Here is a 26,382-nt window from a genome sequence, read left to right on the forward strand (position 1 = left end):
GAAAATGGGGATACGGTTCCGGAAATCGACCGGATTCACCCACCGCGTAGGCGGCCTACCCCTTTGGGGTGCGGAGATGGGCGGGACGGTCCACGATGACGATCTCGCTAATCCGGGTGGTCGGGGGCACCGCGGCGGTATCGATCCGCGCCCCCCCGGCGGAGAAATCCCTCAGACCAAAGGCCTTATTGGTCGAGTAGGCGTAGGTCATGCCTCCGGCTTCGGCGCCCCGAACCTCCAGCTTGGGGTAGGCCAGCAACAGTCGGTCGAAAGTATGCCCCACTCGAATCCCCCCTTCGGTGGCCGCCGCGGCGTTGGAGACGTGAATGTCCCCTACCCGGCTGGAATCATCCTCCGCTACTTCGAGGTAGCCCAGCCGCTCCCCCCGGCGGCCACGGATGTAGTAGACGGTGGCGGCCCCGGCGGTAGTTTCCCGGGTACCCCGCTCCAGCCGGTCGGCGGCCTCGCTGAGGGGCATGCCGGGGGTGATGCCGTAGATGGTGGACTTCCGGATGCCGTAGCGCGGCGGGTCCAGCGGCACGGAATCGGTCAGCACGGCGACGGTTTCCGTCCCTGGTCCGTTCAGGGGGTCCGGGTCGGTACAGCCCGCAAGCAGCAGGAGAAGCCACAGAGCGGTGAGTGCAAACGGCTTGCGCATGGTTACCCGGGTATTGAGCCAACGTACAACCCCTGGCAGCCATTTAGTGTTTATCCGTCTTCCTTCGTAATTTTGCCCCCATGTCCACCATCGGTACCGTTTCCTTCTACACCCTGGGTTGCAAGCTCAACTACAGTGAGACTTCCGCCATCGGCCGGCAGTTCGAGGGGGTGGGCTACCGCGAGGTACCCTTCGCGGAGGGGGCCGACGTGGTGGTGATCAATACCTGCTCGGTGACGGAGTTCGCCGACCGCAAGTGCCGCAACGTCGTCCGCCGGGCCCTGAAGAAGAACGCCGACGCCAAGGTGGTGGTAGTAGGCTGCTACGCCCAACTGAAACCCGAAGAGATCGCCGACATCGAGGGCGTCGACCTGGTACTCGGGGCGGCGGAGAAGTTCCGCATCCTCGATTTCATCGACGGCATCGGGATGGGCAGCGGCAAGGGCATGGTCCGGGCCGGCGAGGTGAAGGAGGCCGACAGTTTCATCTCCAGTTTCAGCTTCGGCGACCGCACCCGCTCCTTTCTGAAGGTGCAGGACGGCTGCGACTACAAGTGTACCTTCTGCACCATCCCCCTGGCCCGGGGCGCCAGCCGCAGCAGCACCGTGGAGCAGATCGTGGGCGACGCCGAGGCCATCGCCGCCCGCGGCGTCAAGGAGATCGTCCTCACGGGCGTCAACATCGGCGACTTCGGCAACGGCACCCAGGTGATCGAAGGCAAGCGGCCCCGCAAGGAAGCACTGTTCGTCGACCTGGCCCGCGCCCTGGATGAGGTGGAGGGCATCAGCCGCTTCCGCATCTCCAGCATCGAGCCCAACCTGTGCACCGACGAGGTGATCGACTTCGTCGCCAACAGCCAACGCTTCGCGCCCCACTTCCACATGCCCCTGCAGAGCGGCAACAACAAGCAACTGGCCCAGATGCGTCGCCGCTACCGCCGCGAGCTCTTCGCCGAGCGGGTGGCCCACATCCGCAGCGTCATGCCCCACTGCTGCATCGGCGTCGACCTCATCGTCGGCTTCCCCGGGGAAACGGAGGAGGACTTCCTGGAAACCTACCGCTTCGTACAGGAACTGGACGTTACTTACCTCCACGTCTTCACCTACAGCGAGCGGGCCAATACCCCGGCCGCGGACATGGAAGGGGCCGTGCCCCTGGCCGAACGCCGCCGCCGCAACAAGATGCTGCAGATCCTGAGCGACAAGAAGCGCCGCGCCTTCTACGAGCGCCACCTCGGACAAACCCGCCCCGTACTGCTGGAAAAGGGCAAGGAGGAAGGACTCCTCCAGGGCTTCACCGACAACTACATCAAGGTTTCCTTCCCGGCCGACGACAGCTGGATCAACCACCTCGTCGACCTCGAACTCGACCCCAACTCCCCACCCGAAGGCAGCGGTACCGAAATGACCCTGCCCGGGCGCCTGCTGGTGGAAGGCTAGGGCAGCTGGCGGGCGCCAGCCTGAAAACCTCATACTAGTTGTCGGACGAACCCTGCGCAAGCTGCGGGCATTCGTCCGACGAAGGGCGCCAACCAGCCAACCAGCAACCAGCAACCCATAAAACCAGCAACCAGAACAGCATCTCCACTCGGCGAGTGGAGGGTCCGCCCAACCAGCAACCAGCTAACCAGAAACCAGCCACCAGCAACCAAAAAACCCCAGACCAGTCGTCGGACGAACCCGGCGCAAGCTGCGGGAATTCGTCAGACGACGGGCGGCAACCAGCACCCAGCCTACCAGAACATCATCTCCACTCGGCGAGTGGAGGGTCCGCCTAACCAGCAACCGGCCAACCAGCAACCCATAAAACCAGCAACCAGAACAGCCTCTCCACTCGGCGAGTGGAGGGTCCGCCCAACCAGCAACCAGAAAACCGAAAACCTCAGACCAGTCGTCGGACGAACCCGGCGCAAGCTGCGGGAATTCGTCAGACGACGGGCAGCACCCAGCCAACCAGCAACCGGCCAACCAGCAACCCATAAAACCAGCAAACAGAACAGCCTCTCCACTCGGCGAGTGGAGGGTCCGCCCAACCAGAAACCAGCAACCAAAATCAACCCTTCCCCCCAAACCCTTACCTTCATCGCAACCGCCCGCGCCATGAAGCCCCTGCTCCTTGCCCTGTTCCTTTGCACCTGCGCCCCCGCCCTACTCAGCGGACAGCGCGCCGCGGAGCTCATCGAGCAAGTGGCAAACGCAGTAGGCCTGGAGGCGATGCAGACGCTGAAGGACGTAGAATATTCCTACCACGCCGGCAATACCGAGAGCCTGGAACGCTACATCTTCGACGGAGAGGTGAGCTACGGACGTACGCGAACCGACGACGGACGGACGGTAGAGCAATACCACAATGGACGCACGACCACCGTGATCGTGGACGGGCAGCTTACGCGGGAACCTGCGGAAGTGAGCCAGGCGCTCTTCCGCCGCAAGACCAACTATTACTGGCTGATGATGATGCACAAGCTCCGCGACCCGGGCGTGGAGCATGATTACATCGGCACCCGGGTCATCGAGGGGATCCCTTATGAGTTGGTGGACATGACCTTCGGGGAAGGGGTGGGCTTGGCGCAGGACCGCTACCGGCTGTTCGTGAATCCCTACACCTACCTGGTCGACCGCTTTCTGTACACCGTCGCGGCCGCCGACCGCCTGACGCCGACGCTGATGCAGGTGACCTACGACTGCTTCCCGGAGGGCGTAAGGCTGCCGGTGGTGAGCCGGAGTCATCCCGTCCGCGACTGGGAGGGGGAACCGACCACGGAGGGGGAATGGCGGGTAAGCCACCGCAAGGGCTTCCGCTTCAACAACGGGTTTACGCCGGAGACCATCCGGCAGTAGGCTAGCGCACCAGCTGCAACATGAAGTCGCCCTGCGTCCGCATGCTTATGCCGTAGTCGGCGTCGGATTCCGTGACGTCCATTTCGGTGAGCAGGCTGATTTGCCGCTGCTGGACGAAATCGAGTACCAGGCACGATTGGGGGTCAGTGAAGTAGCCAGTGCCATTGGGATTGCGCAGGCCGGAGAGCAGCAGCGAGCCGTCGCGGTAGCTCCACTTCCCGCTGCCAATGCCTTGGTCGCGGTACTGCTGGCGGTCGGAATCGGTCTCTACGGTCATGGTGTAGGCCCCACTGGAGGTCCACCGGCCGTCGTCTTCCAGGAAGATCATGAGGTCGCTGTCGGAAATGGCACTGATGCCCTTTTCGTTGATGGGGTTGCCGGAAAAGGTTCCGGTGACGCGAAAGTCACCGCTGAATTCCCGCACGTCCCAGCTGCCGACGAAGTCGGACTCGGTCAGTACGTATTCACCGGGTTCGTCCTTCTCGCAGGCCGACAGGCCGAGCAGGGAGAGGAGAAAGAGAAGGGGTAGACTTTTACTCATATACACACGGTTGGGGTCAGCCGGGGCCCTGCGGGTCAACGAGGGTCGGCTAAATGCTCTGGTGTGGTGTTCTTAGTGTGAAAAATGGGTACGCCCGCCGTAATAACTTTTTCCGGCTTATCTGTGGTATCTGACGGCAAGAAAAAGCCCCCGTCACATTTATTTGTAACGGGGGCTTCGTCGATCGGTTCGGTTATGACGATCCTCAGGCGGTCAGCTCCTGGCGGATTTTGTTGAGGGCGCTGCCGGCGCGTACCCAGTCGATCTGGGCCTGGTTGTAGGTGTGGGCTACCTCGAAGGAATCCTTCGTTCCATCGGCGTGCTCCAGTACTACGGTCAGGTTGCGGTTGGGGGCCATGGCGGCGAAGTCGGTGATGCTCACCTTGTCGTCCTGCCGGACCTTCTCGTAGTCGTCGGGGTTGACGAAGGTCAGGGCCAGCATGCCCTGCTTCTTGAGGTTGGTCTCGTGGATGCGGGCGAAGCTCTTCACCAGCACGGCGTGGACGCCCAGGAAGCGGGGTTCCATGGCGGCGTGTTCGCGGCTGGAGCCCTCGCCGTAGTTCTCTTCTCCAACCACGATCTGGCCGATACCATTATCGCGGTAGGTGGTGGCGCTGTCGGGCACGGCCATGTACTCGTCGGTGACGTAGTTGAGCACCGAGTTGGTCTTCTCATTGTAGGCGTTGATGGCGCCGATGAGGCAGTTCTGGCTGATGTTCTCCAGGTGACCGCGGTAGGTGAGCCAGGGGCCGGCCATGGAGATGTGGTCGGTGGTACACTTGCCCTTGGCCTTGATGAGTACGCGCATGTCCTGGACCTGCTCCGTACGGATGGGCTTGAAGGGTTCGAGCAGTTGCAGGCGATCGCTGCTGGGGTCGACGCTCACCTCGATGCCGCTGCCGTCGGCGGCGGGTTCCTGGTAGCCGGCGTCTTCCACGGCGAAGCCCTTGGGGGGCAGCTCCACGCCGGTGGGCGGGTCGAGCTTCACCTCTTCGCCCCGCTCGTTGGTCAGGGTATCGGTGAGGGGGTTGAACTTCATGCTGCCGCTGATGGACATGGCGGTGACGATCTCCGGACTGGCCACGAAGCCGCGGGTCTGGGGGTTGCCGTCGTTGCGCTTGGCGAAGTTGCGGTTAAAGCTGGTGATGATGGAGTTGGCGCGGTTGGGATCGTCGGTGTGGCGGGCCCACTGACCGATGCAGGGTCCACAGGCGTTGGCCAGCACTACGCCGCCGATCTCCTCGAAGGCGTCGAGGATGCCGTCGCGCTGTACGGTGAAGCGGATCTGCTCCGAGCCGGGGGTAACGGTGAATTCAGACTTCACCTTCAGTCCCTTTTGCTTGGCCTGGCGGGCCAGGCTGGCGGCGCGGTCCAGGTCTTCGTAGCTGGAGTTGGTACAGCTGCCGATGAGGCCGACCTCGAGGACGGGGGGGAATTCAAACTTGTCGACGGCCGCGGCGAACTCACTGATCGGGAAGGCGCGGTCCGGGGTGTAGGGTCCGTTGATGTGGGGCTCCAGGGTGTTCAGGTCGATCTCGATCACCCGGTCGAAGTACTGCTCGGGGTTGGCGTACACCTCGGCGTCGCCGGTGAGGTGCTCGGCCACCTGGTCGGCCAGGGCGGCCACGTCGGCGCGGTCGGTGGCCTTCAGGTAGCGGCTCATACTCTCGTCGTAGCCGAAGGTGGAGGTGGTGGCGCCAATCTCGGCACCCATGTTGCAGATGGTGCCCTTACCGGTACAGCTCATGCTGCGGGCGCCCTCGCCGAAGTATTCGACGATGGCTCCGGTACCGCCCTTGACGGTCAGGATACCGGCCACCTTCAGGATGACGTCCTTGGGGCTGGTCCAGCCGCTGAGCTTGCCGGTCAGCTTCACGCCGATCACCTTGGGCATCTTGAGCTCCCAGGGCATGCCGGCCATGACGTCGACGGCGTCGGCACCACCTACGCCGATGGCTACCATTCCGAGTCCGCCGGCGTTGGGGGTGTGGCTGTCGGTACCGATCATCATGCCGCCGGGGAAGGCGTAGTTCTCCAGTACAATCTGGTGGATGATGCCGGCGCCGGGCTTCCAGAAGCCAATGCCGTACTTGTCGGAAACGGTGGAGAGGAAGTCGTATACCTCCTTGTTCTGGTCGTTGGCGCGGGCCAGGTCCTCCTCGGCGCCGGTCTCGGCCAGGATGAGGTGGTCACAGTGGACGGTGGAGGGCACGGCTACCTTGTCGCGGCCGGCCATCATGAACTGCAGCAGGGCCATCTGGGCCGTAGCGTCCTGCATGGCTACCCGGTCGGGCTGGAAAAAGACGTAGTCCTTGCCCCGGCCGTACTGCTGCAGGGGGCTCTCGGGGTGCAGGTGGGTGTAGAGGATCTTTTCGGTGAGCGTCAGGGGCTTGCCCAGCTTGGTCCGGGCCTCGGCGACCTTACCGGGCAGGTCTTCGTATACTTTTTTGATCAGGTCAATATCAAATGCCATAGTCAGCTGTAGTTTTTAGATTCGACTTCGTCTTTTCGTACTTACTGGGTGAACGCCTCACCGCCGGAAAAAGTCGACAAATGTAAGGGGATTACGCCAACTAGTACATCGGGCAGCCACAGTTGCCGGTCCGGCACCCGGCCAGCAGCAACAAGCAGATCAACCAAAAGAGTACGGTAGCCAGGCGCATGGGTTCACTTTTGTGCCCAAAATACTACTCCGGGCGCGGACGCGGGTGCCGGGGAAACCGTACCTCCCCCACGACTACCTCGTCCACGTCGCTCGCGGCCAGGTGAGCGGCGTAGCCCGCCCCCAGGTCGAGCTCCCGCACGGCATAACAGTTTCCATCCACCCCGATGCGGTCGGGCAGGCAATCGATGCCCGCCGGGTCCAGGGAGAACCCCCGCCCGTCGGCCTTCATCACGGCTTCCTTGCGGGTCCAAAGGCGAAAGAAGGTGGCGGTCGCATCCGGCAGTCCTGACAGGAGGGCGTACTCCTCTTCCGTAAAGACCCGGCGGAACTCCGCGAGCTGGATCTCTCCTACCCGCTCCACGTCCACGCCCAGGCGGCCCATTCCGGCGGCGGCGGCACAAACGACCAGCCCTGCAGTGTGGGAGATGTTGAAGTCAAGGTCGGGCCGGCCGGCCAGAAACGGCCGGCGGTAGGCGTCGGTCACCAGCGTCGACTGATCCGGTGGTTCTCCCATTACTTCCCGGACGGTGTAGTTCATCAGCAGTTTACCCAGCAGCCCCGCTTGCCGGTCCTGCCAGCGGCGATACCGCCGCAGGTCATCCCGCATCTCCGGCGGCAGGGAGCGACAGAGCCGTTCATATTCCTTTTCCGACAGCCGTTCCTCGTTCCGCGCGTAGGCGAGGGAGATCATGGGGTGGAATTACTGGAGACCAGTCCGGGCGGCGTAGCAACAGTGCCTGAATGGTTGGCGATGTACGCTTCGATGAGCCGGGCGGTTTCGGCCACCGCCGGCTCCTGGAATATTTCGGCGTGCCCGGCGGGAACGTCCTGAATGGTCAGCTGGTCACCGGAAATGCGCCGCCAGCTTTCGATGACGAAGGAATGGCTGGACCATTGCCGCAGCTCCTGGCTCCGCAACAAGCAGATGGGGTGGCCGTATTCGGGCGCCCGGTAGCGCCGGAATGCGGCAACCAGCCCGTCCTTGAGCCGGCGCGCCCGCAATCGCAGCCGCAGGTTTTCACTGAGCAGCTGCTCCGTCAGCAACTCCATGGCCAGCTGCTCCCCGACGTCCGTCCACCGCCCGAGCCGAAGGTGGCCCCAGTACCAGCGCAGCGACCCGGGTTGGCGCCATTTCCATTTTCCTTTTTGATCCAGGACGCCGGGGGGATCGATGTCGGCGCCAATTATGATGGGTGCCGGTCGGCCGGCCTCCACCAGAAGTCGCCCAATAGCCACGCAGATGACCCCGCTGTAACAGTACCCTAGGAGAATGAGCGGATCCGGGGCGCCCACCTTGTCAATTTCAGCCAGGTAGTGGGCCGCCATTTCCTCGATGCTGCCGTCGAGCTCGGAGCGGCCATCGATGCCATTGGGCTGCAGGGCATAGACCGGCCGCTGAGGATGCAGGTGGTGGGTCAGCGACTGGTACATCAGCACGTATCCCAATCCGCCGTGAAAGCAAAATAGGGGCGGCAGGTTTCCGCTCACCCGCTGGGGTACGAGGTTGTTCCATTCGGAGGCTGCTTCACCGTCGTCGAGGAAGCGCGCCAATTGACGGATGGTCGGGTGCAGGAGCAAGCTGGCGGGTGAAATGTTTTTGCCGGTAGCCCGCTCCAGCCGGGCAAAGAGCCGCAGGGCCGCCAGGGAAGTGCCGCCACAGTGGAAGAAATTGTCGTCGATCCCTACAGTATCAACGGGGAGGAGTTGTTCCCAGAGACCCGCCAGCCGCAGCTGGGTCCCGTTAGTTGGGGCGGCGTAGGGTGGGCGTACCACGTCGTCGGGTGCGGGCACCGTGGGGTCGGTTGGCGGCGGGGGCAACTCCCCTACGGGGGGCAGGCTTTGGTCGGTCTGTCTGGCCACCCAGCTGATCAGGGACAGGTATCCTTCCAGCAACCACTGGGGCAGGGCCTCCGCTATCCCTTCCCGGTAGCGGATCGTAACCTCCCAGGCTTCACGCGGCAGCACCATGCAGGTAACGGGGTAAAGCGAAGTGAGGTCGCCGGCGAATTCCGTTACCCGCAGTCCCCCGCCGCTCAGTTCGGTCCAGGGGTAATTCTGCACGGCCAGCAGGGAATTGAAGGGCAATCCGTCCGTCCCGCTCCACTCCGCGATCTCGTCCAGACCAACGTACTGCTCAGCGGTGTCCCGCGCGCTTTCTTCCTGGATGCGTTGGAAGAAATTAGCCTGATTCAAGTCAACCACCTTCGGCAGGATGCGGGCGAACATGCCGGCCACCTGGTCCATGTCGGCGACCTCCGGCGGGCGGCCGTTGACCGAGATCCCGAAGCATACGTGGCCGGTCTGCAGGTAGCGGCCGAGCAGCATCGCCCACAGCCCCTGCAACACGGCGTTTTGGGTGACCTGTTGCCGTTTGCAGTATGCTACGAACCCTTGCTGAAAATCCGGATCAAGGCTTCTGGAGAGGCTACGTTGCTGACCCTCCGCAGCCGGCAGCAGGCTGGGCTTATCCAGCAGGGAGAGGCGCTCCCGCCAGTATTGCTCGCGGAGACCCTCATCCCGTGACTGCAGGTGCCGGAAATAGGGCTTATGGTCCGGAATGGGCGGCAACCGGGCTGTAGTTCCGCCGGTAGCAGCCTCGTAGTGCGCCAGAAAGTCCCGGAGGATTACCCCGGAAGACCAGCCATCGAGGAGGAGGTGGTGGCTGGTCCAACAGCAGAAATGGGCTTCCGGCCCCAGCCTGGCGAGCAGCAGGCGGGAGGTAGGCGTTTGGGTGAGGTCCATGCCACGGCGGCGGTCTTCGGCCAGGTAGTCGGTCATGTGCTGCCGCTGCCGGGATTCGGGCAGCCCGCTCCAGTCGAGGTGGTTGATCGATCCTTCTACTGCCGGATGAACCACCCACACCGGTTTGGATACCTTCTCCCAGTGTACCGAAGCCCGCAGGGCCTGGTGACGGTCCAGCGTTGCCCGCCAGGCTGCGGCGAAGGCCTCCGGGTTGAGGGGGCCCGCCAACCGGAAGCGGGTCTGGATCAGCCCCTGGTCGGCATTAGGGGCCGACAGGTGATGAAACAGCAGGGCACGCTGCAGGTGTTGCAGGGGATAAATCGCCTCAATCTTCGCCTTGGCGGTTTGCATGCTTACAGGTTTAGCTCTCCGAGCAGCCCTTCCAGATCGGTATCGCTCAGGCCCGCATCCGGAAAATCGGAGGGCGTCAGCACCGGCTCGTTGATGGACCCGCAGTGATGGATCAGCTCGGACAGCGACTGCCCGAGGAAGGCCAGTAAAGTAACGATGGTTTGCGGGTCGTGGAGGTCGCGACTGTAGGACCATTGGATATGCAGCCGCCCGTCTTCGACCACGCTGTTGATCTCCCAAACCCGATTGACTTCCCCCGCGGGGTGCCGCAGCCCCTGGCTGAGGAATTCCGCGCGGCCCGCCGGACCGCCAGCATCGGAAGATCGCTGCCCCAGGTAGTTGCAGAAAACGGCGGGCGATTGTTCCAGACCCTCCTTACGGGCCAGGTACCTCAGCACCCCGTAGCCGATGCCGTTGCCCGGTACCGCCCGGAGTTGCTCCTTGGCAGTGACGATGGCCTCACGGTGGCCGCCTCCTTCGGCCAGCGCAAAAGTGAGGGGGTAGGATGCCGTAAACCACCCCGTCGTTTCCTGTATCGGCAGGCCGCTGTCCAGGGGCTCCCGCCCGTGGCGTTCCAGGTTCACGCAGTGCTGCCCACTTCCCGTGTACTCCCGGAGCGTCAGCAGCAGCGCGGCCAGGAGGAGTTCTTCGGGGCGGGTGCCGTAAGCCGCGTTGGCCGACTGCAGGAAGGCCCGGGTAACAGGCTCGTCCAGTACGGCCGCCTCAGTAGCGATGGTGGCCTGGCGGACGGGCAGTGTCCCGGGGTGATCCACGGGCAGTTGAGTATCCACTTGCTGCTGCCAGAACGCCAGCCCCCGGTCGAATTTACCCTCCGCAGCCCAATCTTCCAGTTGTCGCGGCCACCGGTGAAAGGCAGCTCCGCGAGATCGGGGAAGCTTGTCTGAAGTCACCAGTCCATCGGCCAGGTCCTTCAGGATGGCCTCCCACGACACCATATCAATGACCAGGTGGTGGGCCAGCAAGACCAGTGATGGCGGGCCGCCCTGCTCCCCCGCCAGCCAGAAGACGCGAAAGAGCAGGTCGTCCTCCAGGTTCCACTCCGCCTGTACCCCGGACAGACTTGCCCAGGCTTCCTCCTCCGTTCCGGAGAGATTGCTGAACACCCTCCCCCGGCGATGGGGCCGGATGACGCTGCGCCACTCCCCGCCTTCGCGAATGAAATTCTGGCGGAGGGCTTCATTGTGCTCCACGATCGCTTCCGCCACGGCGATCACGGCATCGGGGAGCACCCCGGGATCCAGCGGCAACCGCCAGGCGTGATTCCAGTGGTGGGGGGCGGTCCGGTGCTCCTCGAAGAACCAGTACTGAATGGGGGTGAGCGGCAGCGCCCCGGTGAAGGTGGGTGCTTCCGGTTCCGGAGGGCCATCCGCGGTGTGCCGGGCCACGGCCGCCAGTTCCCGCACGGTTTGCCGGTCGAAGATGGCGGTGGGCGGAAATTCCAGTCCCGCTCGCCGGGCCCGCGACAGCAACTGGATGCTCAGGATCGAATCGCCCCCGAGGGAAAAGAAATTGTCGGTTACTCCAATGGCGGGCGTGCCCAACACCTCTTTCCAGATGTCCAGCAGCCGCCGCTCCGCTTCCGTTTCCGGCGGGCTGGTGCCGGGGTCGTTCGCGAGGAGCTCTCCCGGATCGCCGGTCGTCAACGCCTGCAGGTCCACCTTGCCATTCGGCAGGCGGGGGAAGGCTTCGAGGCGGAAAAAGCGGGTGGGCACCATATAGGAAGGCATCCGCTGTTGGAGGTTCCGTTGAAGGGTGCTGGCGTCCAGGTCGGCTTCGGCCAGGAGGTAGGCCACCAGCCTTCTTCCGTCGGCCACGGCAACTTCCGCGTCGCGGATGCCGGCCTCCCGGAGCAGTTGGCTGCGGATTTCCCCCAGTTCAACGCGGTAGCCGCGGACCTTTACCTGTTGGTCCTGTCGGCCCTGGAACAGCAGCCTCCCGTCCGCCCGCCAGGTGGCGCGGTCGCCGGTGCGGTATACCCGTACCGAGGTTCCGTCCGGCAGTACCAATGCACTGAATTTTTCGTCCGTAAGGGCGGGGCGCCGCCAGTACCCGGCCGCTACCCCCTCGCCGGCAATGCAGAGTTCTCCGGCTACGCCAAGGGGGGCCAGGCGACCGTTGGGCAGGGTCAGGAAGACCCGGGTAAACGGAATAGGCTGACCGATGGGTACGCTGCCGTGGGCATCCGCCGGCGTGAGGCGATGGGCGGTGGCCCACACCGTGGCCTCCGTGGGTCCGTACTCGTTGTACAACTCCGTGGACGGCAGGGTGGCGAAGTGGCCCTCTACCATTCCCGGGCTACACGCCTCGCCGGCCACGATAACGGTTCGCAGCTGCTGGAGTTGGTTGCCCTCCGTTTGCTCCAGCAATTGCCCGTACAGCGACGGGAGCAACAAGGTATGGGTGATGCCCTCCCCGTCGATCAGGCGCGCCAGTCCCCGCATATCCTGTTCGGCCCTTTCCGGGGCGATCACGAGCTTGCCGCCCCCCGCCAGGGTCCAGAAGATGCCCGCGACGGAGCTGTCGAATGAGAAGGAGGAAAGCAGCAAGAAGGCCGTGGGCGGTGTGCCGTACACCTCCGCGCGGGCCCCGTTGCTGAAGACCAGGTTGCGGTGGCTGATCACCACCCCTTTGGGCTGCCCTGAACTGCCGGATGTATAGATGAGGTAGGCCGGATCCTCGAAATCGGGGGTGGGGAATTCCGGAACGGAGTCTGCCGGTTCTGCGCCGGGCTCGTCCATCCGGACCAACTCTATACTGCCTACCGCATCGGGATCGGCCAGCGGCCCATGGGTCACCAGCCAGCGGGCACCACTGTCCTCCAGCATATAGCGCAGGCGATCAACGGGATAGGTGGGGTCGAGGGGAAGGTAGGCGCCCCCGGCCTTGAGGATGCCGTAGAGGCCAATCACGGTGTCCACGCTGCGAGGGGTGTGCAGCCCGACCACCTCCCCGGGCCGCAACCCGCGGCGCAGCAAGCCAGCGGCCAGTGCGGTAGCCCGGTGTACCAGCTCACCATAAGTGAGGCGTTCACTGCCACAGGTGACGGCGGTTGCGTCGGGTTGTGAAGCAGCCGCGGCGGTGATCTGCTGGTCCAGCGAAAGAAGAGATCGGGGGGCGGCCTCCGGGAAGGGATGGGCCAGCAGAAGTTCCAGCTCCGCAGGGGGGAGTAGGTCAATTTCGCTCAGCCGGAGCCCGGGCTGCTCGGTCACCTGCTGAAGAATGTAATCGAAGTGACCCAGCATCCGGTCTACCCGGTCGGCGTCAAACAGATCCGTAGCGTATTCGAAGGTGGCGGAGAAGCAATTTGCGGTGTCGGCGATGAAGAGGGTCAGGTCGAACTTCGTCACCCCGATATCCAGCGATTCGCTCACGGCCCTCGTCCGCGCCCCGAACTCCAGATCTTCCGGCAACTTGTGCAGGATGAACATTGCCTGAAAGAGGGGATTGGCCCCCGGGTGGCGGACGGGATTGACCTCCCGCACGATGGATTCGAAGGGAGCGTTCTTGTGTTGGAAGGCTTCAAGCATCGTATCCCGGACCCGCCGGACCAGCTCGGAAAAGGGCAGGTTTTCCTCCAGTATAGCCCGGACCACTACCGACTCGTTGAAGAAGCCGATCACCCGTTCCAGCTCGAGGGAGTCTCGGTTGGAAACCGGGGTACCCACCAACAGGTCTTCCTGCCCACTGTAGCGGTACAACATCAACAGGTAGGCGGCCAGCAGGTAATTGTAGGGAGTGGTTTCCAGTTCGCGGCACCTTTGCCGGATCCGCTCACTGAGTGCGGGGCTCAGCGGCGCGGTGGTGAACGCCCCCCGGTAGCTTAGTTGCCGGGGCCGGGGCCGGTCGGTCGGCAATTCCAATAGCGCGGGCGCTCCCGCCAGTTGTTCTTTCCAGTAGGCAACGGAGTCGGGGGATTCGATCGACCGTTGCCGTACCGCGTAGGTGCCGTACGACAGTTGAGGGGCCGGAGCGGCTACAACCCCCTCGGGTTCCCGGTAGGCCCGGGCCACCTCCTCCAGCAGGATGCGCATGGACCACTTGTCGGTCACGATATGGTGCTGGGTGACGATAAGCACGTGCGACTCCTCGCCCGTGCCGACCAGCAGTACCCGGGTAAGGGGACCGCCTTGCAGGTCAAAGGGTTGCCGGGCCCGCTCAATCCCCAGGGCGATCGCAGCTTCCGTATCCCCCGGCATTTCCCGGTACTCCCACGCCAGGAGGGTTTCGGAGCCTACGTATTGCCGGGGCCCCTCCCCGGCCAGGGCGAAGGTGGTGCGCATCATCCCGTGGCGGGAGGCCACCTGCCGGAAGGCGGTTTCCAGTCGGGTTGCATCCAGGGGGCCTTCGACCAGGTAGCGTTCCGCGTAGTTGTAGAAGGGATTGTCCGGGTTGGTCTGGGTCAGGAACCAGAGTCGCTCCTGTCCGCGCGACAGGGGGTAGACTCCGCCCGGATCGTCCGCTGGAGTCTTTTCCGTCACGGGAGTGGCCGCGGGTTTCTTGCGGTTGAGCCATTTATTTAGCAGGGATGGTGAGGACATAGGCAATTACTACAGTACATTTTTGACCCATTCCACCATCCAGTAAACGGGAATATTAACATCAAAGAGCCGCTCCACGAACCAGTACAGGGCAATTACGATCAGCAGCGCCGAGCCGCCATACAATAACCAGAGATACAGCCGGGTATTGCGCAGCAGGTACAGCAACGGAAATACCAGGCAAATGATCAGTACCTGGGCCAATTCCACGCCTACGTTGAACCCCAACAGCGACCAGGCCATGTATTCGCCCTGCAGCCCCACCTCGCCGAGTACGCTGGCGAAGCCGAAACCGTGGAACAGTCCGAAGACGAAGGCGATGATCATCCCGTCGTTCCGGAAGAGCGGACGAATATTGTGGGCGGCGGCCAGTCCGATCGACAGGGCGATCAGGGATTCCACCAGGTAGCCCGGCAGGTTCACGACGCCCGTTGCCGCCAGGCTCAGGGTGATGGTGTGGGCAAGGGTGAAAAAGGTGACGATCTTGATGACGTACAGGAAAGCCGGCCGGAAGGCGGGCACGGGTTCCCAGGCGCCCGCCCGCCAGGCCGGGCCATGGCCCTCGGCTTCGGCACCCGCGTCCGCGCCTCGGTTGCCCCGGCGCCGAACCACCGCGGGCAACAGCAGGGCAATGAGGAAAAGGATGTGATCCAGCCCGATGTAGATGTGGTACATCCCGCTGACGATCATGGCCCGCAGGCCTTTCCAGTAGGAAACGTCGCTCAGGTCGAGCACCTTCGGCCCCTCGTCGCCGGGCCCGAACCGCAGGCTGATCATGGCCTCGTTGTTGTGGATGCCCGCCTTCCAGTTGTACTCGATCAGGGCAAAGCTCCGGTGGGTGGGGTCCAGATCGAAGACCGGATTAAAGCGGACGTGGAGGGAGTCGGGCACCGTTGGGGTATTGTGCAGGAGAAAGCCCTGCCCCACCACGTAGCCCTCCCGCAGCTCCAGGGTGAACACCTCGTCGGTCCACTCCACCGGGTGCTCACCCAGGCGGGAGCTCACCGAGAGGCGCTCCCGCAGGTAGCTGCGGATCCGTGGCAGCAGGGGGGTGAGGGATTGGGCGGTCATGCCCGGTTCCAGGCCCAGGTCGAGGGCCTTGTTGAGGTCGTCCGCGGTAAGCTGCACCGACCCGTGGATGGAGTCCTGCAGGATGCGGAAATAGACGTAGCTCTGGTTGGCCACGTGGGCTTCCCCCACCCGCGGCAGGAGCAGCGACAGGAGGAAGACGGCGGCGACAAGCAGGTGGCGCGGGCGCGGGTGCCGGGCGGATACGGGAATGGATGCAACATTCATGCGGTGTGGTGCAGGTTACGATACGATGAAATACACTTCAAGGGATTTCAGGCCGATGCGAAACTGCATCGGGGGGCAAGGCTTGATAAATTCGGAAAAAATCGACTAACTTCCTTGCAGATATAAGACCGGGTGATTCAGTAGGTGGGCGCTGGGTATCACCCTGGAATATATTCAAATCCTTTTTGCGAAGGGGCATCTCCCCGGAATTTTCGCCGGAGGGTTGCCACCACTTTGATCATGCACACTACACCTACCACACTCATCCTGCCCGCCCGCGCGGTGGAGCTGATCGTACGCTACTACGGGGCCGACGAGATCCTGGGCCGGCTCGTGGAGCGGCTTGAAGGCACCATGTCCACCTATGCTCCGGAACGCTCGGTCACCCCCGCCCGCAGTGGATTCCACTACCTCCACCCCCGCCCCGGACTGGTGGAGTGGATGCCGATCCACGAGCTGGGTCGCGACGTCACCATCAAGGTAGTCGGCTACCACCCGGAAAATCCCGCGGCCTACCGCCTGCCCACCATCGTATCCACCATCTCGGCCTACGATACGGCTACCGGCCACCTCAGCTGCCTGATGGACGGGGTGCTGCCCACGGCCATGCGGACGGCGGCGGCCACCGTAGTGGCCTCACGCCACCTAGCCCGGCCCGACAGCCAATGCCTGGGGCTGATCGGCTGCGGAGCCCAGGCCGTAGCCCACGCGCACGCCCTGAGCCGCTACTTCCCGCTGAAGACCATCCTGGCCTATGACACCGACCCCGTCGCGGCGGCCTCCCTGGCCGACCGTTGCCGGGCCTTTGGCCTTGACGTCCCCGTTTCCACAAGTCCAATCGCCACGGTGGTCGCCCGGGCGGACATACTGGTCACGGCCACCTCCATCGATATAGGGGCCGGACCGCTTTTCGACGCTGGTCTCTGTCACCAGCCCCACCTCCACATCAACGCCATCGGCTCGGATTTCCCCGGCAAGACGGAGCTGCCTCTCCCGTGGTTGCGGCGCGCCTACGTGTGCCCCGACTTCCCCGTTCAGGCACGCATCGAGGGGGAGTGCCAGCAGTTGCGCCCGGAGGAAATCGGGGAAAACATCGTCGCGGTGTGCAAGCAGCCCGCCGCCTACACCCACCTCCGGGATGCCCTTACGGTGTACGACTCCACGGGGTGGTCGCTGCAGGACCAGGTGGTATTGCGACTCTTCGCCGAGCGCGCCGAAGCACTGGGGCTGGGGCAACGCATCGAGATCGAGAATATGGCCGGTCAGGCCAACAACCCCTACGACTTCCTGACCTCCGCCGCCCCCCCGTCCCCCGCCGTTAGTCACTCCCACCCCCACCCCCATGAACTACCAGCCTGAGGCCCTGGCTTCCTTCGCTCCGCCGCGGGACTACCTGGACTACCAGCAGGAGGTCATCGACTTCGCCCGCCGCGAGCTGGGGGGGGACGTGGTGGCCCGTGACGCAGACAGCGATTTCGCCCGCGACCTGTGGCAGAAGTGCGCCGACTTCGGCATCCAGGGCATGGCCGCACCGGCCGCCTACGGCGGTCCGAGCGCCGAGATCGACGTCTTCCGGTCGGTGGTGGCCATGGAGGGTTTGGGCTATGCCTGTCCCGATACCGGGCTGGTGCTGGCCCTGAACGCCCAGATGTGGTCCGTGCAGGTCACCATCAGCCTCTTCGGGACCGAGGCGCAGCGGGCCCGCTACCTGCCCGGACTGGTGAGCGGCGCACAGATCGGCTGCCACGGCCTGACCGAGGCGGAGAGTGGCTCCGACGTATTCGCCCTCCAGACTACCGCCGAGCGGGTGGAGGGCGGCTACCGGCTCAACGGCGGCAAGCGGCTCGTCACCCTGGCGCCGGTGGCGGACCTGGCGGTTGTCTTCGCCTCCACGGCTCCGGAGCGGGGGAAGTGGGGCATCAGCGCCTTCCTGGTCGAGCGGAATACCCCAGGCTATACGGCCAGCCCGAACCGCCGCAAGATGGGCCTGCGTACCGCCCCCTTCGGGGAGCTCACCTTTGAAGATTGCTTCGTGCCGGAGGATAACCTGATCGGGCGGGAGGGCAGCGGCTTCAGCATCTGCAACCACTCCCTGGAGTTCGACCGCTGCTGCATCCTTTCGGGCCAGCTCGGCACCATGCGGCGGCAGCTGGAGGAGGCCGTCCGGTTTGCCCGCGACCGCCGGCAATTCGGCCACCCGGTGGGGGCCTTCCAGTCGGTATCCAACCGGATCGCCGACATGCGGCTGCGCCTCGAGATCTCCCGCCTCCTGCTCTACCGCGTCGCGGCCATGAAGCAGCGGGGAGAAGCCGCCACGGCGGAATCCAGCATGCTAAAACTGTACCTGAGCGAAGCATTCGTCGCCTCCAGTATGGACGCCATCCGCATCGGAGGCGGCAATGCCTACCTTACCGACTTCGGCACCGAACGCGACCTGCGCGACGCGGTCGGTGGGGTGCTCTACGCCGGCACATCGGACATTCACCGCAACATCATCGCCAAATTATCGGGCCTCTAGCCACCTATGCACCACCTGCTGTTCCAACCGATCGACCACCACGCCCGCCAACAGCCGGAACGGATCGCCTTTCGCTGCGGTAGCGAGGCACTGAGCTACGCCGCCTTCGCCCGCCGCACCAACCAGCTGGCCAACCTGCTCATCGAGCGCGGGGTGGAAAGGGGCGAACGCGTCGGCATCTACCTCAACCGTTGCCTTGAATCCGCGGTGGCCGTCCACGGCATCCTCAAGGCGGGCGCCGCCTATGTCCCCCTGGATCCGGAAGCCCCGGCCGACCGAACGCGGCGGCTGATCCGCGATGGGGACATCCGATGCCTGATCACGGCACCCGCGCTCCGCCGCAAACTCCCCGGCCTGGTTAATGAGGCAGGCCCCCTTGAATGGCTGGTTGGCTACGCCGCAGCGGACCTGGAGGGGGTGCCCTGGACGGCGCTGGAAGCAGAGAGCGACGCCCCGCCGCAACTGCGCATCCTCGGCGACGACCTGGCCTACATCATGTATACGAGCGGAACGACCGGGGAACCCAAGGGCATCATGCATACCCACCGTTCCGGACTGGCGTACGCCCGCCTCTCGGCCCAGCTCTATGGCGTCCGCCCCGACGACGTGATCGGCAACCACTGCGCCCTGCACTACGACATCTCCACCTTCGGCTACTTCACCGCCCCCCTGACCGGTGCCACCACGGTCATCATTTCCGATGCCCACACCAAGTTTCCCACCAGCCTGCTGCAGCTCATCGAAGCGGAGAAAATCACGATCTGGTATTCGGTGCCCCTGGCGCTGCTCCAGCTCCTGCGCTCCCCCACCCTGTCCGAACGCGACCTCACGGCCCTGCGGTGGATCCTCTTCGGCGGCGAAGTCTTTGCCCCCCGCCACCTGCGCGACTTCATGCGGCACGCCCCCGGGGCCCGGGCGAGCAACGTTTACGGACCCGCGGAAGTCAACCAGTGCACCTTCTACCACCTCTACGCTCCCCCCGAAACCGACGCCCCCCTGCCCCTGGGGTGGGTGTGGCCGGACAGTGAAGCCCTGGTCGTCGACGCCCACGACCGGCCCGTGGCCACCGGCGAGATCGGGCAGCTCCTCATCCGCAGCGCCACCATGATGAAGGCGTACTGGAAGCAGCCGGAGCTTACGGAGCGCAGCTTCTATCACCGCGAGCGCATCCCCGGGAACCGGGAAACCTTCTACCGCACGGGAGACCTGGTGGTCAGCGACTCCGCCGGCCGGCTGCACTTTATGGGGCGGATGGACCGGCAGGTGAAGGTGAGGGGGCACCGGGTGGAACTGGAAGAAACCGAGGCTGCCCTGGCCGCCCTGCCGGGGGTCCACGAGGCCGCGGTGTACGCCCGCAGCATCGGCGACAACGAACTGACCGTCGAAGCACTGGTCGTACCCGACCCCGGTGCCCCGGCCACCCCCGACGGCTGGTCGGCCCAGCTGGCCAAACTACTCCCGCCCCAAGGCCTGCCCACCGCCATCAAAGTCGTGGAGGCCCTGCCCCGCAATGACGCGGGAAAAATTGACCGCCTGGCCATTCGGGCCGCCACCCAACGGATCATCGCCTGAACCATGGAAGAACGCATACTGACCTTCATCAAAAACGACCTCCTGGACGACGGGCAACTGGACCTGACGCCGGAAGACGACGTGCTCACCACCGGGCTGGTGAGCTCCCTGGCCGTCTTCCGCCTCATCGATTTTCTGGAGCAGACCTTCCGGGTGCGCATCCCCGCGGAGGAGATGACCATCGAAAATTTCATCTCCGTAGCGGCCATGAGCAATTACGTACGCAGCCGGCAAACCGAACAACAGGTATGAACCCCGCCCATCTGACCACCGCCCAACTCATGCTCTGGACCGGGCAACAGCTGGCACCCCGTTCCCCCCAGTACAATTCCGTCTTCACCTTTGAACTGCACGGGCCACTGGATACCGACCGCTTCCGGCGCAGCTTCGGGCGGCTGGTGGAGGAGTGCGACAATCTCCGCACCGTTTTCTCCACCACCGGCGGGGAGGTACGGCAGCAGGTACTGGCGGAAGCCCCTCGCCCGCTGGAGTTCATCCGGTGGTCCCAGTCCCCGGCATCCCTGGAGGCATGGGTGGCCGAGCGGGGCAGTCAACTGCTCGACCTTGCCGTCTGCTGCTACGACGCCGTGCTGGTGGAACTGGCCCCCGACCATCACCTCTTCTTCCTGAACCAGCACCACCTCATCGTCGACGCATGGGGCGTATCGGTGCAGTACCGCCGCCTGTCAGAGCTGTATGCGGCTGGCGCAGGTGCCGTGGAAGGCAATCAACCGCCCGGCTTCCGCGACTACCGCCGGGAACTGCCGGAAGGCCCCATAGCCGAGGTTCCCGACTACTGGAGCGGGCGGGGCGCGGTCGTACCGCCGCAGCTTTTCGGCCGCGACAATACCGGGGGGGAGTCCCGCAGTCCGCGGGTGTCGGTCACCCTACCCGACCACCTGATGCGGGGTCTGGATGCCCTGGCGGCCCACCCCCGCGTGCGCCACTGGACCTGGAACATGACGGCCTTCAGCGTGCTGAGCGCTCTGCTGACGGCCTACGTTTACCGGTTGACCAGGCAGCGCGAATTGGCCCTGGGTACCCCAGCCGCCCACCGGGCCACCCCGGCCGAGCGGGACTTGCCGGGCATGCTCATCGAAATGCTACCCCTCTACGGTGAAGTGCGCTCCGGCGACAGCTTCCTGCAACTTATCGAGCGGCAGAAAGAGTCGGTGAACGCCTTTCTGAGGGCCGCCCGCCCGGGGGTGATCCGCCCGGAACTCGCGGCGGGCTACAACGTCGTACTCAACTACATCACGGCCACCTTCGGCGACTTCGCCCCCGACGTAAGTTGCCGTACCCGCTGGCACTCCCCCGGACACGCCGACCCCGGCCATCACCTGCGGCTGCAGGTCCATAACTTTGACGGCGGGGAGGGGCTCACGCTGGAATTCGACCTCAACGTCGCCGTATTCACCTCCGCCGATCGCGAGCGGGTACCCGCCCAGTTCCTGCGGCTGCTGGAAGGCTGCCTGGAAGACCCTGAACGCAGCGTCGACGCGGTTGACCTCCTGGACGACGCCGAAAAAGCAGCCCTGTGCCGCCTTTCCCGGGGGGCGGAGGGTGACGCCCCAGCAGAGGATGTTCTCCACCTTTTCGAGGCCCGCGCCGCCGCGGCACCCGGGGCGATTGCCCTGGCTTACCCAGGCGGCCGCATGACCTACGGGGAACTGGACGCGGCCGCCGGAAGATTGGCCGGCTTCCTGGACCGGAAGCTGGCGGCGGAAGGACAAATCATTGCCATTCACCTGCCCCGCTGCGCCGACCTGCTGGTGGCCATTCTGGGATGCTGGAAGGCCGGTCATACCTACCTGCCCCTGCCGGCCGACATCCCGGACGGTCGCCTGGACCACATCCTGCGGGAAACGGAGGCCGCCCTCATCATCACCGACGCCGCCCACGGCCGCCGCGTGGGGGACCGGGGGGTAACGGTACTTCACCTCGACGAAGACCGCCCCTTACTGGAGCGTCACGCGCCGCTGGCACCCGCGCGCCGCCGCACCGCCCCAGCCTACGTGATGTACACCTCCGGCTCCACCGGGGTACCGAAGGGGGTGGTGATCGGCCACGCGGCCCTGGCCAATTACATCGACTACGCCCGGCGGCGCTACGTAAAGGGCCCCGCGCCGGTATTTCCGCTGTTCACCACCATCGGCTTTGACCTGACGGTCACCTCCCTCTTCACGCCCCTCGTGTGCGGGGGGCGGCTGGAAATCTATCCTGAACCTCCCCCCGGTACGCCGGACCTGGCCGTGGTGCAGGTCATGGAGGACGACCGCTGCGACGTCGTCAAGCTCACGCCCTCTCACCTGGCCCTGCTGCGGGGGCAAGACTTCCGTTCCCACCGCCTCCGCACCCTGATCGTGGGCGGGGAGCAGTTCGCCGCCGACCTGGCGCGGGAGATACGCGAGGCCATCCCCCCCGCGGCCGAAATCATCAACGAGTACGGCCCCACCGAAGCCACGGTAGGCTGTATCGTGCAGGCGCTGTCCGGCGCCACCCCCCTGACCGGAGCCGCGGTACCCATCGGCCGGCCCATCCCGAATACGGAAGCCTGGATACTGGACGGCAGCGGCGGGCTTGTGCTCCCCGGCACCCCCGGAGACTTGTACCTGGGCGGAGTCTGCCTCGCCGAAGGCTACTGGAAGCGGGAGGATCTCACCGCCGACCGCTTCCTGCCCCACCCCTTCGCGGCCCACGGAAGGCTCTACCGGACCGGCGACCGCGCCCGGTGGAACGCGGCCGGGGAGCTGGAATTTCTGGGGCGCCAGGACCGGCAGGTCAAGTGGCGGGGCTACCGCATCGAACTGGACGAAGTGGAAAACCTGCTGGCCGGCCATCCGGCAATCATGTCCGCGGCCGTGGAACTGGTGGAACCCATCGGCGACGCGGACAGTCCTCCCGACCGTTTCTGTACCCGCTGCGGACTGCCCGCCAACTACCCCAGCGCCTCCTTCGATGCCGAGGGGGTATGCCAACTCTGCCGCGGTTTTGCCGACTACGAGGAAAAAGCCAGGGCCTACTTCCGGACGCCGGAAGACTTCCGGGCGCTGTTCGCCGACCGCCCCGTGGACCGGGGAGCTCCCTACGACTGCATCATGCTGCTCAGTGGCGGCAAGGACAGTACCTATGTCTTGGGGCAACTGGTGGATATGGGCCTCACCGTACTGGCCTTCACCCTCGACAACGGGTACATTTCCGACCAGGCCATCGACAACATCCGGCGGGTAACCCACGAACTCGGGGTCGACGTCCACTTCGGAAGCACGCCGGCGATGAATGAGATATTCGTCGACAGCCTGCAGCGCCACTGTAACGTGTGCAACGGCTGCTTCAAGACCATTTACACCCTCAGCACCCAGCTGGCGCTGGAAAAGGGGATACCGTACATCGTTACCGGGCTGTCGCGGGGACAGTTCTTCGAGACCCGCCTGACCGAGGAGCTCTTCTGGCAGGATGGGATGGGTGATTCCAAGGACATCGACGCGGCCATCCTGGAGGCCCGCAAGGCCTATCACCGGGCCGACGACGCCGTGAGCCGGCTGCTGGACACCTCGGCCTTCGCCGACGACCGGGTGTTTGAGCGGGTCCAATTCCTGGACTTTTACCGCTATACCGACGTCACCCTGGAGGAGATGTACGCCTACCTCGACCGGCGGCTGCCCTGGGTACGGCCCACGGATACGGGGCGCTCCACCAACTGCCTCATCAACCAGGTGGGCATTCACGTACACAAAAAGGAAAAGGGGTACAACAACTACGCCTTCCCCTACAGCTGGGATGTGCGCATCGGTCACAAGGACCGGGCGGCGGCCCTGGAAGAGATCAATGAGGAGGTGGACGTGGCGGCCGTGGAGCGCATCATGCAGGAGATCGGTTATTTCGCCCCCGCGGACTCCTACGACCGCCACCAACTGCTGGCTTGCTATACCGCCGCGGAGCCCCTGGATCCGGAAGACCTGCGGGCCCACCTCCGGCATTTCCTGCCTGATTACAGCCTGCCGCAGCGCTTCATCCGCCTGGAAGAGATGCCCCTGACCCCTGCCGGCAAGGTGGACCGCCGGGCCCTGGCCGAAGTGGCCAGTGCCCAGGGTGCCCCCACAACTGACGTTGCCCCGCCCGAGGGAGAAATCGAAGCCCTGCTCGCCGAAATCTGGGGGGAGGTGCTTGGGCGGGAGCGGATCGGGCGCCACGAGCGGTTCATCGACCTGGGGGGACACAGCCTCACGGCCATTCGCCTGGCCGCGCGCATCAGCGACACCTTCGAACTCGAGGTACCCCTCCACCGGGTTTTTGAGCTGCCCACCATTGCGCAGCAGGCGTCCTACCTGGAAGAGACCATGCTCCGGTTGTTGGCGGAATCGGAAACCACCGCCCCGGAGCAGTCCGTAGATACCACCGCATGAGAAACTGTCTGCTCACCCTGCTGTCGACCTTTCTGGTGGCCTCCTGCTTCGGCCAGCGGGTGGCGGGTCGCGTGGTGGCGGCAGACCGGAGCCCCATTATCGGGGCCTACGTCATCCACCTCAATTCGGAGCACCACACCCACAGCAACGAGTTGGGCTACTTCGAACTCGAAGGCGTGGCGGCCGGCGATTCCCTGCGGGTAACCTTCCTGGGGTACCGGACCCGCGTCGTACCGGTGCCCGCTGACAACCGGGAACTGGAGGTGGTACTCAACGAATCGTTCTTCGACCTCAAGGCCGTCACCGTCCGGCCCGACCTGCGTTCCCTCAACGTGGCCACGGACATCGACGCCCGGCTGCGGCCGGTGAATTCCGCCCAGGACATCCTGCGCCGCGTACCCGGCCTCATCATCGGGCAGCACGCCGGCGGCGGCAAGGCGGAACAGATCTTCTTGCGCGGCTTCGACATCGACCACGGCACCGACGTGGCGCTCTCCGTGGAGGGTATGCCCGTCAATATGGTCAGCCACGCCCACGGGCAGGGGTACGCCGACCTCCACTTCCTCATCCCGGAAACCATCGAGAAAATCGACTACGGCAAGGGCCCCTACTACGCCGATCACGGCAACTTCGCCACGGCGGGCTACGTCAACTTCTCCCTGAAGGAAAAGCTGGACGGCTCGCTGCTGACGGCCGAGGCCGGATCATTCAACACCCTGCGTACGGTGGGCCTGTTCGACCTGCTGGACGGGCCCGGCAGCCACGCCTACCTGGCGACGGAGTACCTGCTCTCCGACGGGCCCTTTGTCTCCAGCCAGCACTTCAGCCGCCTGAACCTCATGGGCCGCTACACGGCCGACCTGCCCTCGGGCAGCAAGGTGTCGGTGCTGGCCTCCCACTTCGCCAGCAAATGGGACGCCTCCGGGCAGATCCCCCGGCGGGCCGTGGCCGACGGCAGCATCGGGCGCTTCGGGGCCATCGACGATACGGAGGGTGGATTTACCGGCCGCACCAACCTGGCCGGACAATTCCTGCGGGTGGTTGACCGGAATACCTTTGTCAAGACGGAAGTCTACTTCAGCCGCTATACCTTCGACCTGTACTCCAACTTCACCTTCTTCCTGATCGATCCCCTGAACGGCGACCAGATCCGGCAGTCGGAGGACCGCGCCCTTGCGGGCGTGCATTCGGAACTGCAGCACGCCTTCCGCACCGCCGCCGGCGAGGCCACCCTGAAAGCCGGACTCGGCCTGCGCTACGACGACAACAACGAGGTGGCCCTGAGCCGCACCAAAAATCGGGAAACGCTGCTCGAACGGCTGCAGTACGGCGACATCGACGAGACCAACCTCTTTGCCTACGCCGCGGCGGACTTCGAGATCGGTGACCTGCTGGTCCACCCCGCCCTGCGCCTGGACCACTTCACCTTCAACTACGTGGACAAGCTGCAGCCGACCTACGACCGGCAGGAGCAGCGCAAAACGGCGGTGAGCCCGAAACTCAACTTCCTCTACACCGTCAACGACCGCACCCAGGTCTTTCTCAAAACCGGCATCGGTTTCCACGCCAATGACAGCCGGGTGGTGCTGGACCGGGGCGCGGATGCCATCCTGCCCGCCGCTTACGGCGCCGACCTGGGCGGGATCTTCCGCCCCTCGCCACGGCTGCACCTCAATGCGGCCCTGTGGTACCTCTTCCTTGAGCAGGAGTTCGTCTACGTCGGCGACGCCGGCATCGTGGAACCCAGCGGGGAGAGCCGCCGACTGGGGCTCGACCTGGGCCTCCGCTACCAGCTCACCGACTGGTTGTTCGCCGACGCGGACCTCAACTACGCCCTGGCGCGCAGCGTCGGAGCACCCGAAGGAGCGAACTACATCCCCCTGGCCCCCAGCCTGACGGGTACCGGCGGACTGAACGTGCTGCAGGACCGTGTTTCGGGCGGCGTCCGCTACCGCTTCGTCAAGGACCGGCCGGCCAACGAGGACAACTCCATCGTAGCCGACGGCTATTTTTTGCTGGATGCCAACGTGAATTATACCCTCCGCCGGCTATCCCTCGGGCTCGCCGGCGAGAACCTCCTCGGTGCCGAATGGAATGAGACGCAGTTCGCCACCCTCTCCCGCCTCCGGATGGAACCCGAGGCGGTGGAGGAGATCCATTTCACTCCGGGGGCCCCGCGCTCCGTACGGGCCGTAGTGCGGTACCGCTTCTAGCCCACCACTTCCCCGGGAAAA

Annotated in this window: 15 protein-coding genes; 8 read left to right on the forward strand and 7 right to left on the reverse strand. The window is 64.7% G+C overall.

What is annotated here, in order from left to right:
- Positions 1-55: 55 nt before the first annotated feature.
- Entirely contained in the window at positions 56-658 is a 603-nt protein-coding gene (locus CGL56_RS12655; RefSeq protein WP_099106933.1) for a hypothetical protein, read from the reverse strand.
- A gap of 80 nt (positions 659-738) precedes the next feature.
- Here CGL56_RS12655 and mtaB point away from each other — a divergent pair, with 80 nt between their 5' ends.
- Complete coding sequence (gene mtaB / locus CGL56_RS12660; protein ID WP_099106934.1) at positions 739-2,097, forward strand: tRNA (N(6)-L-threonylcarbamoyladenosine(37)-C(2))-methylthiotransferase MtaB; 1,359 nt, start codon at positions 739-741, stop codon at positions 2,095-2,097.
- A gap of 660 nt (positions 2,098-2,757) precedes the next feature.
- Positions 2,758-3,498, forward strand: coding sequence for a DUF6503 family protein (locus CGL56_RS12665; protein WP_099106935.1), 741 nt, complete (start codon positions 2,758-2,760; stop codon positions 3,496-3,498).
- Between the two features lies 1 nt (position 3,499).
- Here the strand turns inward: CGL56_RS12665 and CGL56_RS12670 are convergent, their stop codons facing one another.
- The 6 genes from CGL56_RS12670 to CGL56_RS12695 form a co-directional block, all read right to left on the reverse strand.
- Positions 3,500-4,039 (reverse strand): hypothetical protein, encoded by a 540-nt coding sequence (locus CGL56_RS12670; protein ID WP_099106936.1) that lies wholly within the window; start codon positions 4,037-4,039, stop codon positions 3,500-3,502.
- Between the two features lie 205 nt (positions 4,040-4,244).
- On the reverse strand, positions 4,245-6,512 hold the full coding sequence (locus tag CGL56_RS12675; RefSeq protein ID WP_099106937.1) for an aconitate hydratase: 2,268 nt from the start codon (positions 6,510-6,512) through the stop codon (positions 4,245-4,247).
- Between the two features lie 214 nt (positions 6,513-6,726).
- Positions 6,727-7,395, reverse strand: coding sequence for a 4'-phosphopantetheinyl transferase family protein (locus CGL56_RS12680; RefSeq protein WP_099106938.1), 669 nt, complete (start codon positions 7,393-7,395; stop codon positions 6,727-6,729).
- Complete coding sequence (locus tag CGL56_RS12685) at positions 7,392-9,797, reverse strand: condensation domain-containing protein (RefSeq protein ID WP_099106939.1); 2,406 nt, start codon at positions 9,795-9,797, stop codon at positions 7,392-7,394. The genes CGL56_RS12680 and CGL56_RS12685 overlap by 4 nt, the downstream gene beginning before the upstream one ends.
- A gap of 2 nt (positions 9,798-9,799) precedes the next feature.
- Positions 9,800-14,356, reverse strand: a complete 4,557-nt coding sequence (locus tag CGL56_RS12690; RefSeq protein WP_099106940.1) for a non-ribosomal peptide synthetase — start codon at positions 14,354-14,356, stop codon at positions 9,800-9,802.
- 9 nt (positions 14,357-14,365) lie between these two features.
- Entirely contained in the window at positions 14,366-15,652 is a 1,287-nt protein-coding gene (locus CGL56_RS12695) for a HupE/UreJ family protein (protein WP_099106941.1), read from the reverse strand.
- 240 nt (positions 15,653-15,892) lie between these two features.
- Between CGL56_RS12695 and CGL56_RS12700 the strand changes: the two genes are divergently transcribed.
- Genes CGL56_RS12700 through CGL56_RS12725 form a run of 6 tightly spaced genes read left to right on the forward strand, consistent with a single transcriptional unit; the run spans position 15,893 to position 26,361 of the window.
- Positions 15,893-17,011 (forward strand): ornithine cyclodeaminase family protein, encoded by a 1,119-nt coding sequence (locus tag CGL56_RS12700; protein WP_143470713.1) that lies wholly within the window; start codon positions 15,893-15,895, stop codon positions 17,009-17,011.
- Positions 16,995-18,170: an acyl-CoA dehydrogenase family protein gene (locus tag CGL56_RS12705; RefSeq protein WP_099106943.1), complete on the forward strand. Its 1,176-nt coding sequence runs from the start codon at positions 16,995-16,997 to the stop codon at positions 18,168-18,170. The genes CGL56_RS12700 and CGL56_RS12705 overlap by 17 nt, the downstream gene beginning before the upstream one ends.
- Positions 18,171-18,176: 6 nt before the next feature.
- Positions 18,177-19,742 carry an amino acid adenylation domain-containing protein gene (locus CGL56_RS12710; protein ID WP_099106944.1) on the forward strand — a complete coding sequence of 522 codons (1,566 nt, stop codon included), beginning with the start codon at positions 18,177-18,179 and terminating at the stop codon, positions 19,740-19,742.
- Between the two features lie 3 nt (positions 19,743-19,745).
- Positions 19,746-19,994 carry an acyl carrier protein gene (locus CGL56_RS12715; RefSeq protein ID WP_099106945.1) on the forward strand — a complete coding sequence of 83 codons (249 nt, stop codon included), beginning with the start codon at positions 19,746-19,748 and terminating at the stop codon, positions 19,992-19,994.
- The gene (locus tag CGL56_RS12720) at positions 19,991-24,148 is read left to right on the forward strand and encodes a non-ribosomal peptide synthetase (protein WP_099106946.1); all 4,158 of its coding nucleotides are present in this window, start codon (positions 19,991-19,993) and stop codon (positions 24,146-24,148) included. Before CGL56_RS12715 ends, CGL56_RS12720 begins: the two co-directional genes overlap by 4 nt.
- The gene (locus CGL56_RS12725; protein ID WP_099106947.1) at positions 24,145-26,361 is read left to right on the forward strand and encodes a TonB-dependent receptor; all 2,217 of its coding nucleotides are present in this window, start codon (positions 24,145-24,147) and stop codon (positions 26,359-26,361) included. Before CGL56_RS12720 ends, CGL56_RS12725 begins: the two co-directional genes overlap by 4 nt.
- The last annotated feature ends 21 nt before the right edge of the window (positions 26,362-26,382 follow it).

The organism is Neolewinella marina, from assembly GCF_002631205.1.
GTDB lineage: Bacteria > Bacteroidota > Bacteroidia > Chitinophagales > Saprospiraceae > Neolewinella > Neolewinella marina.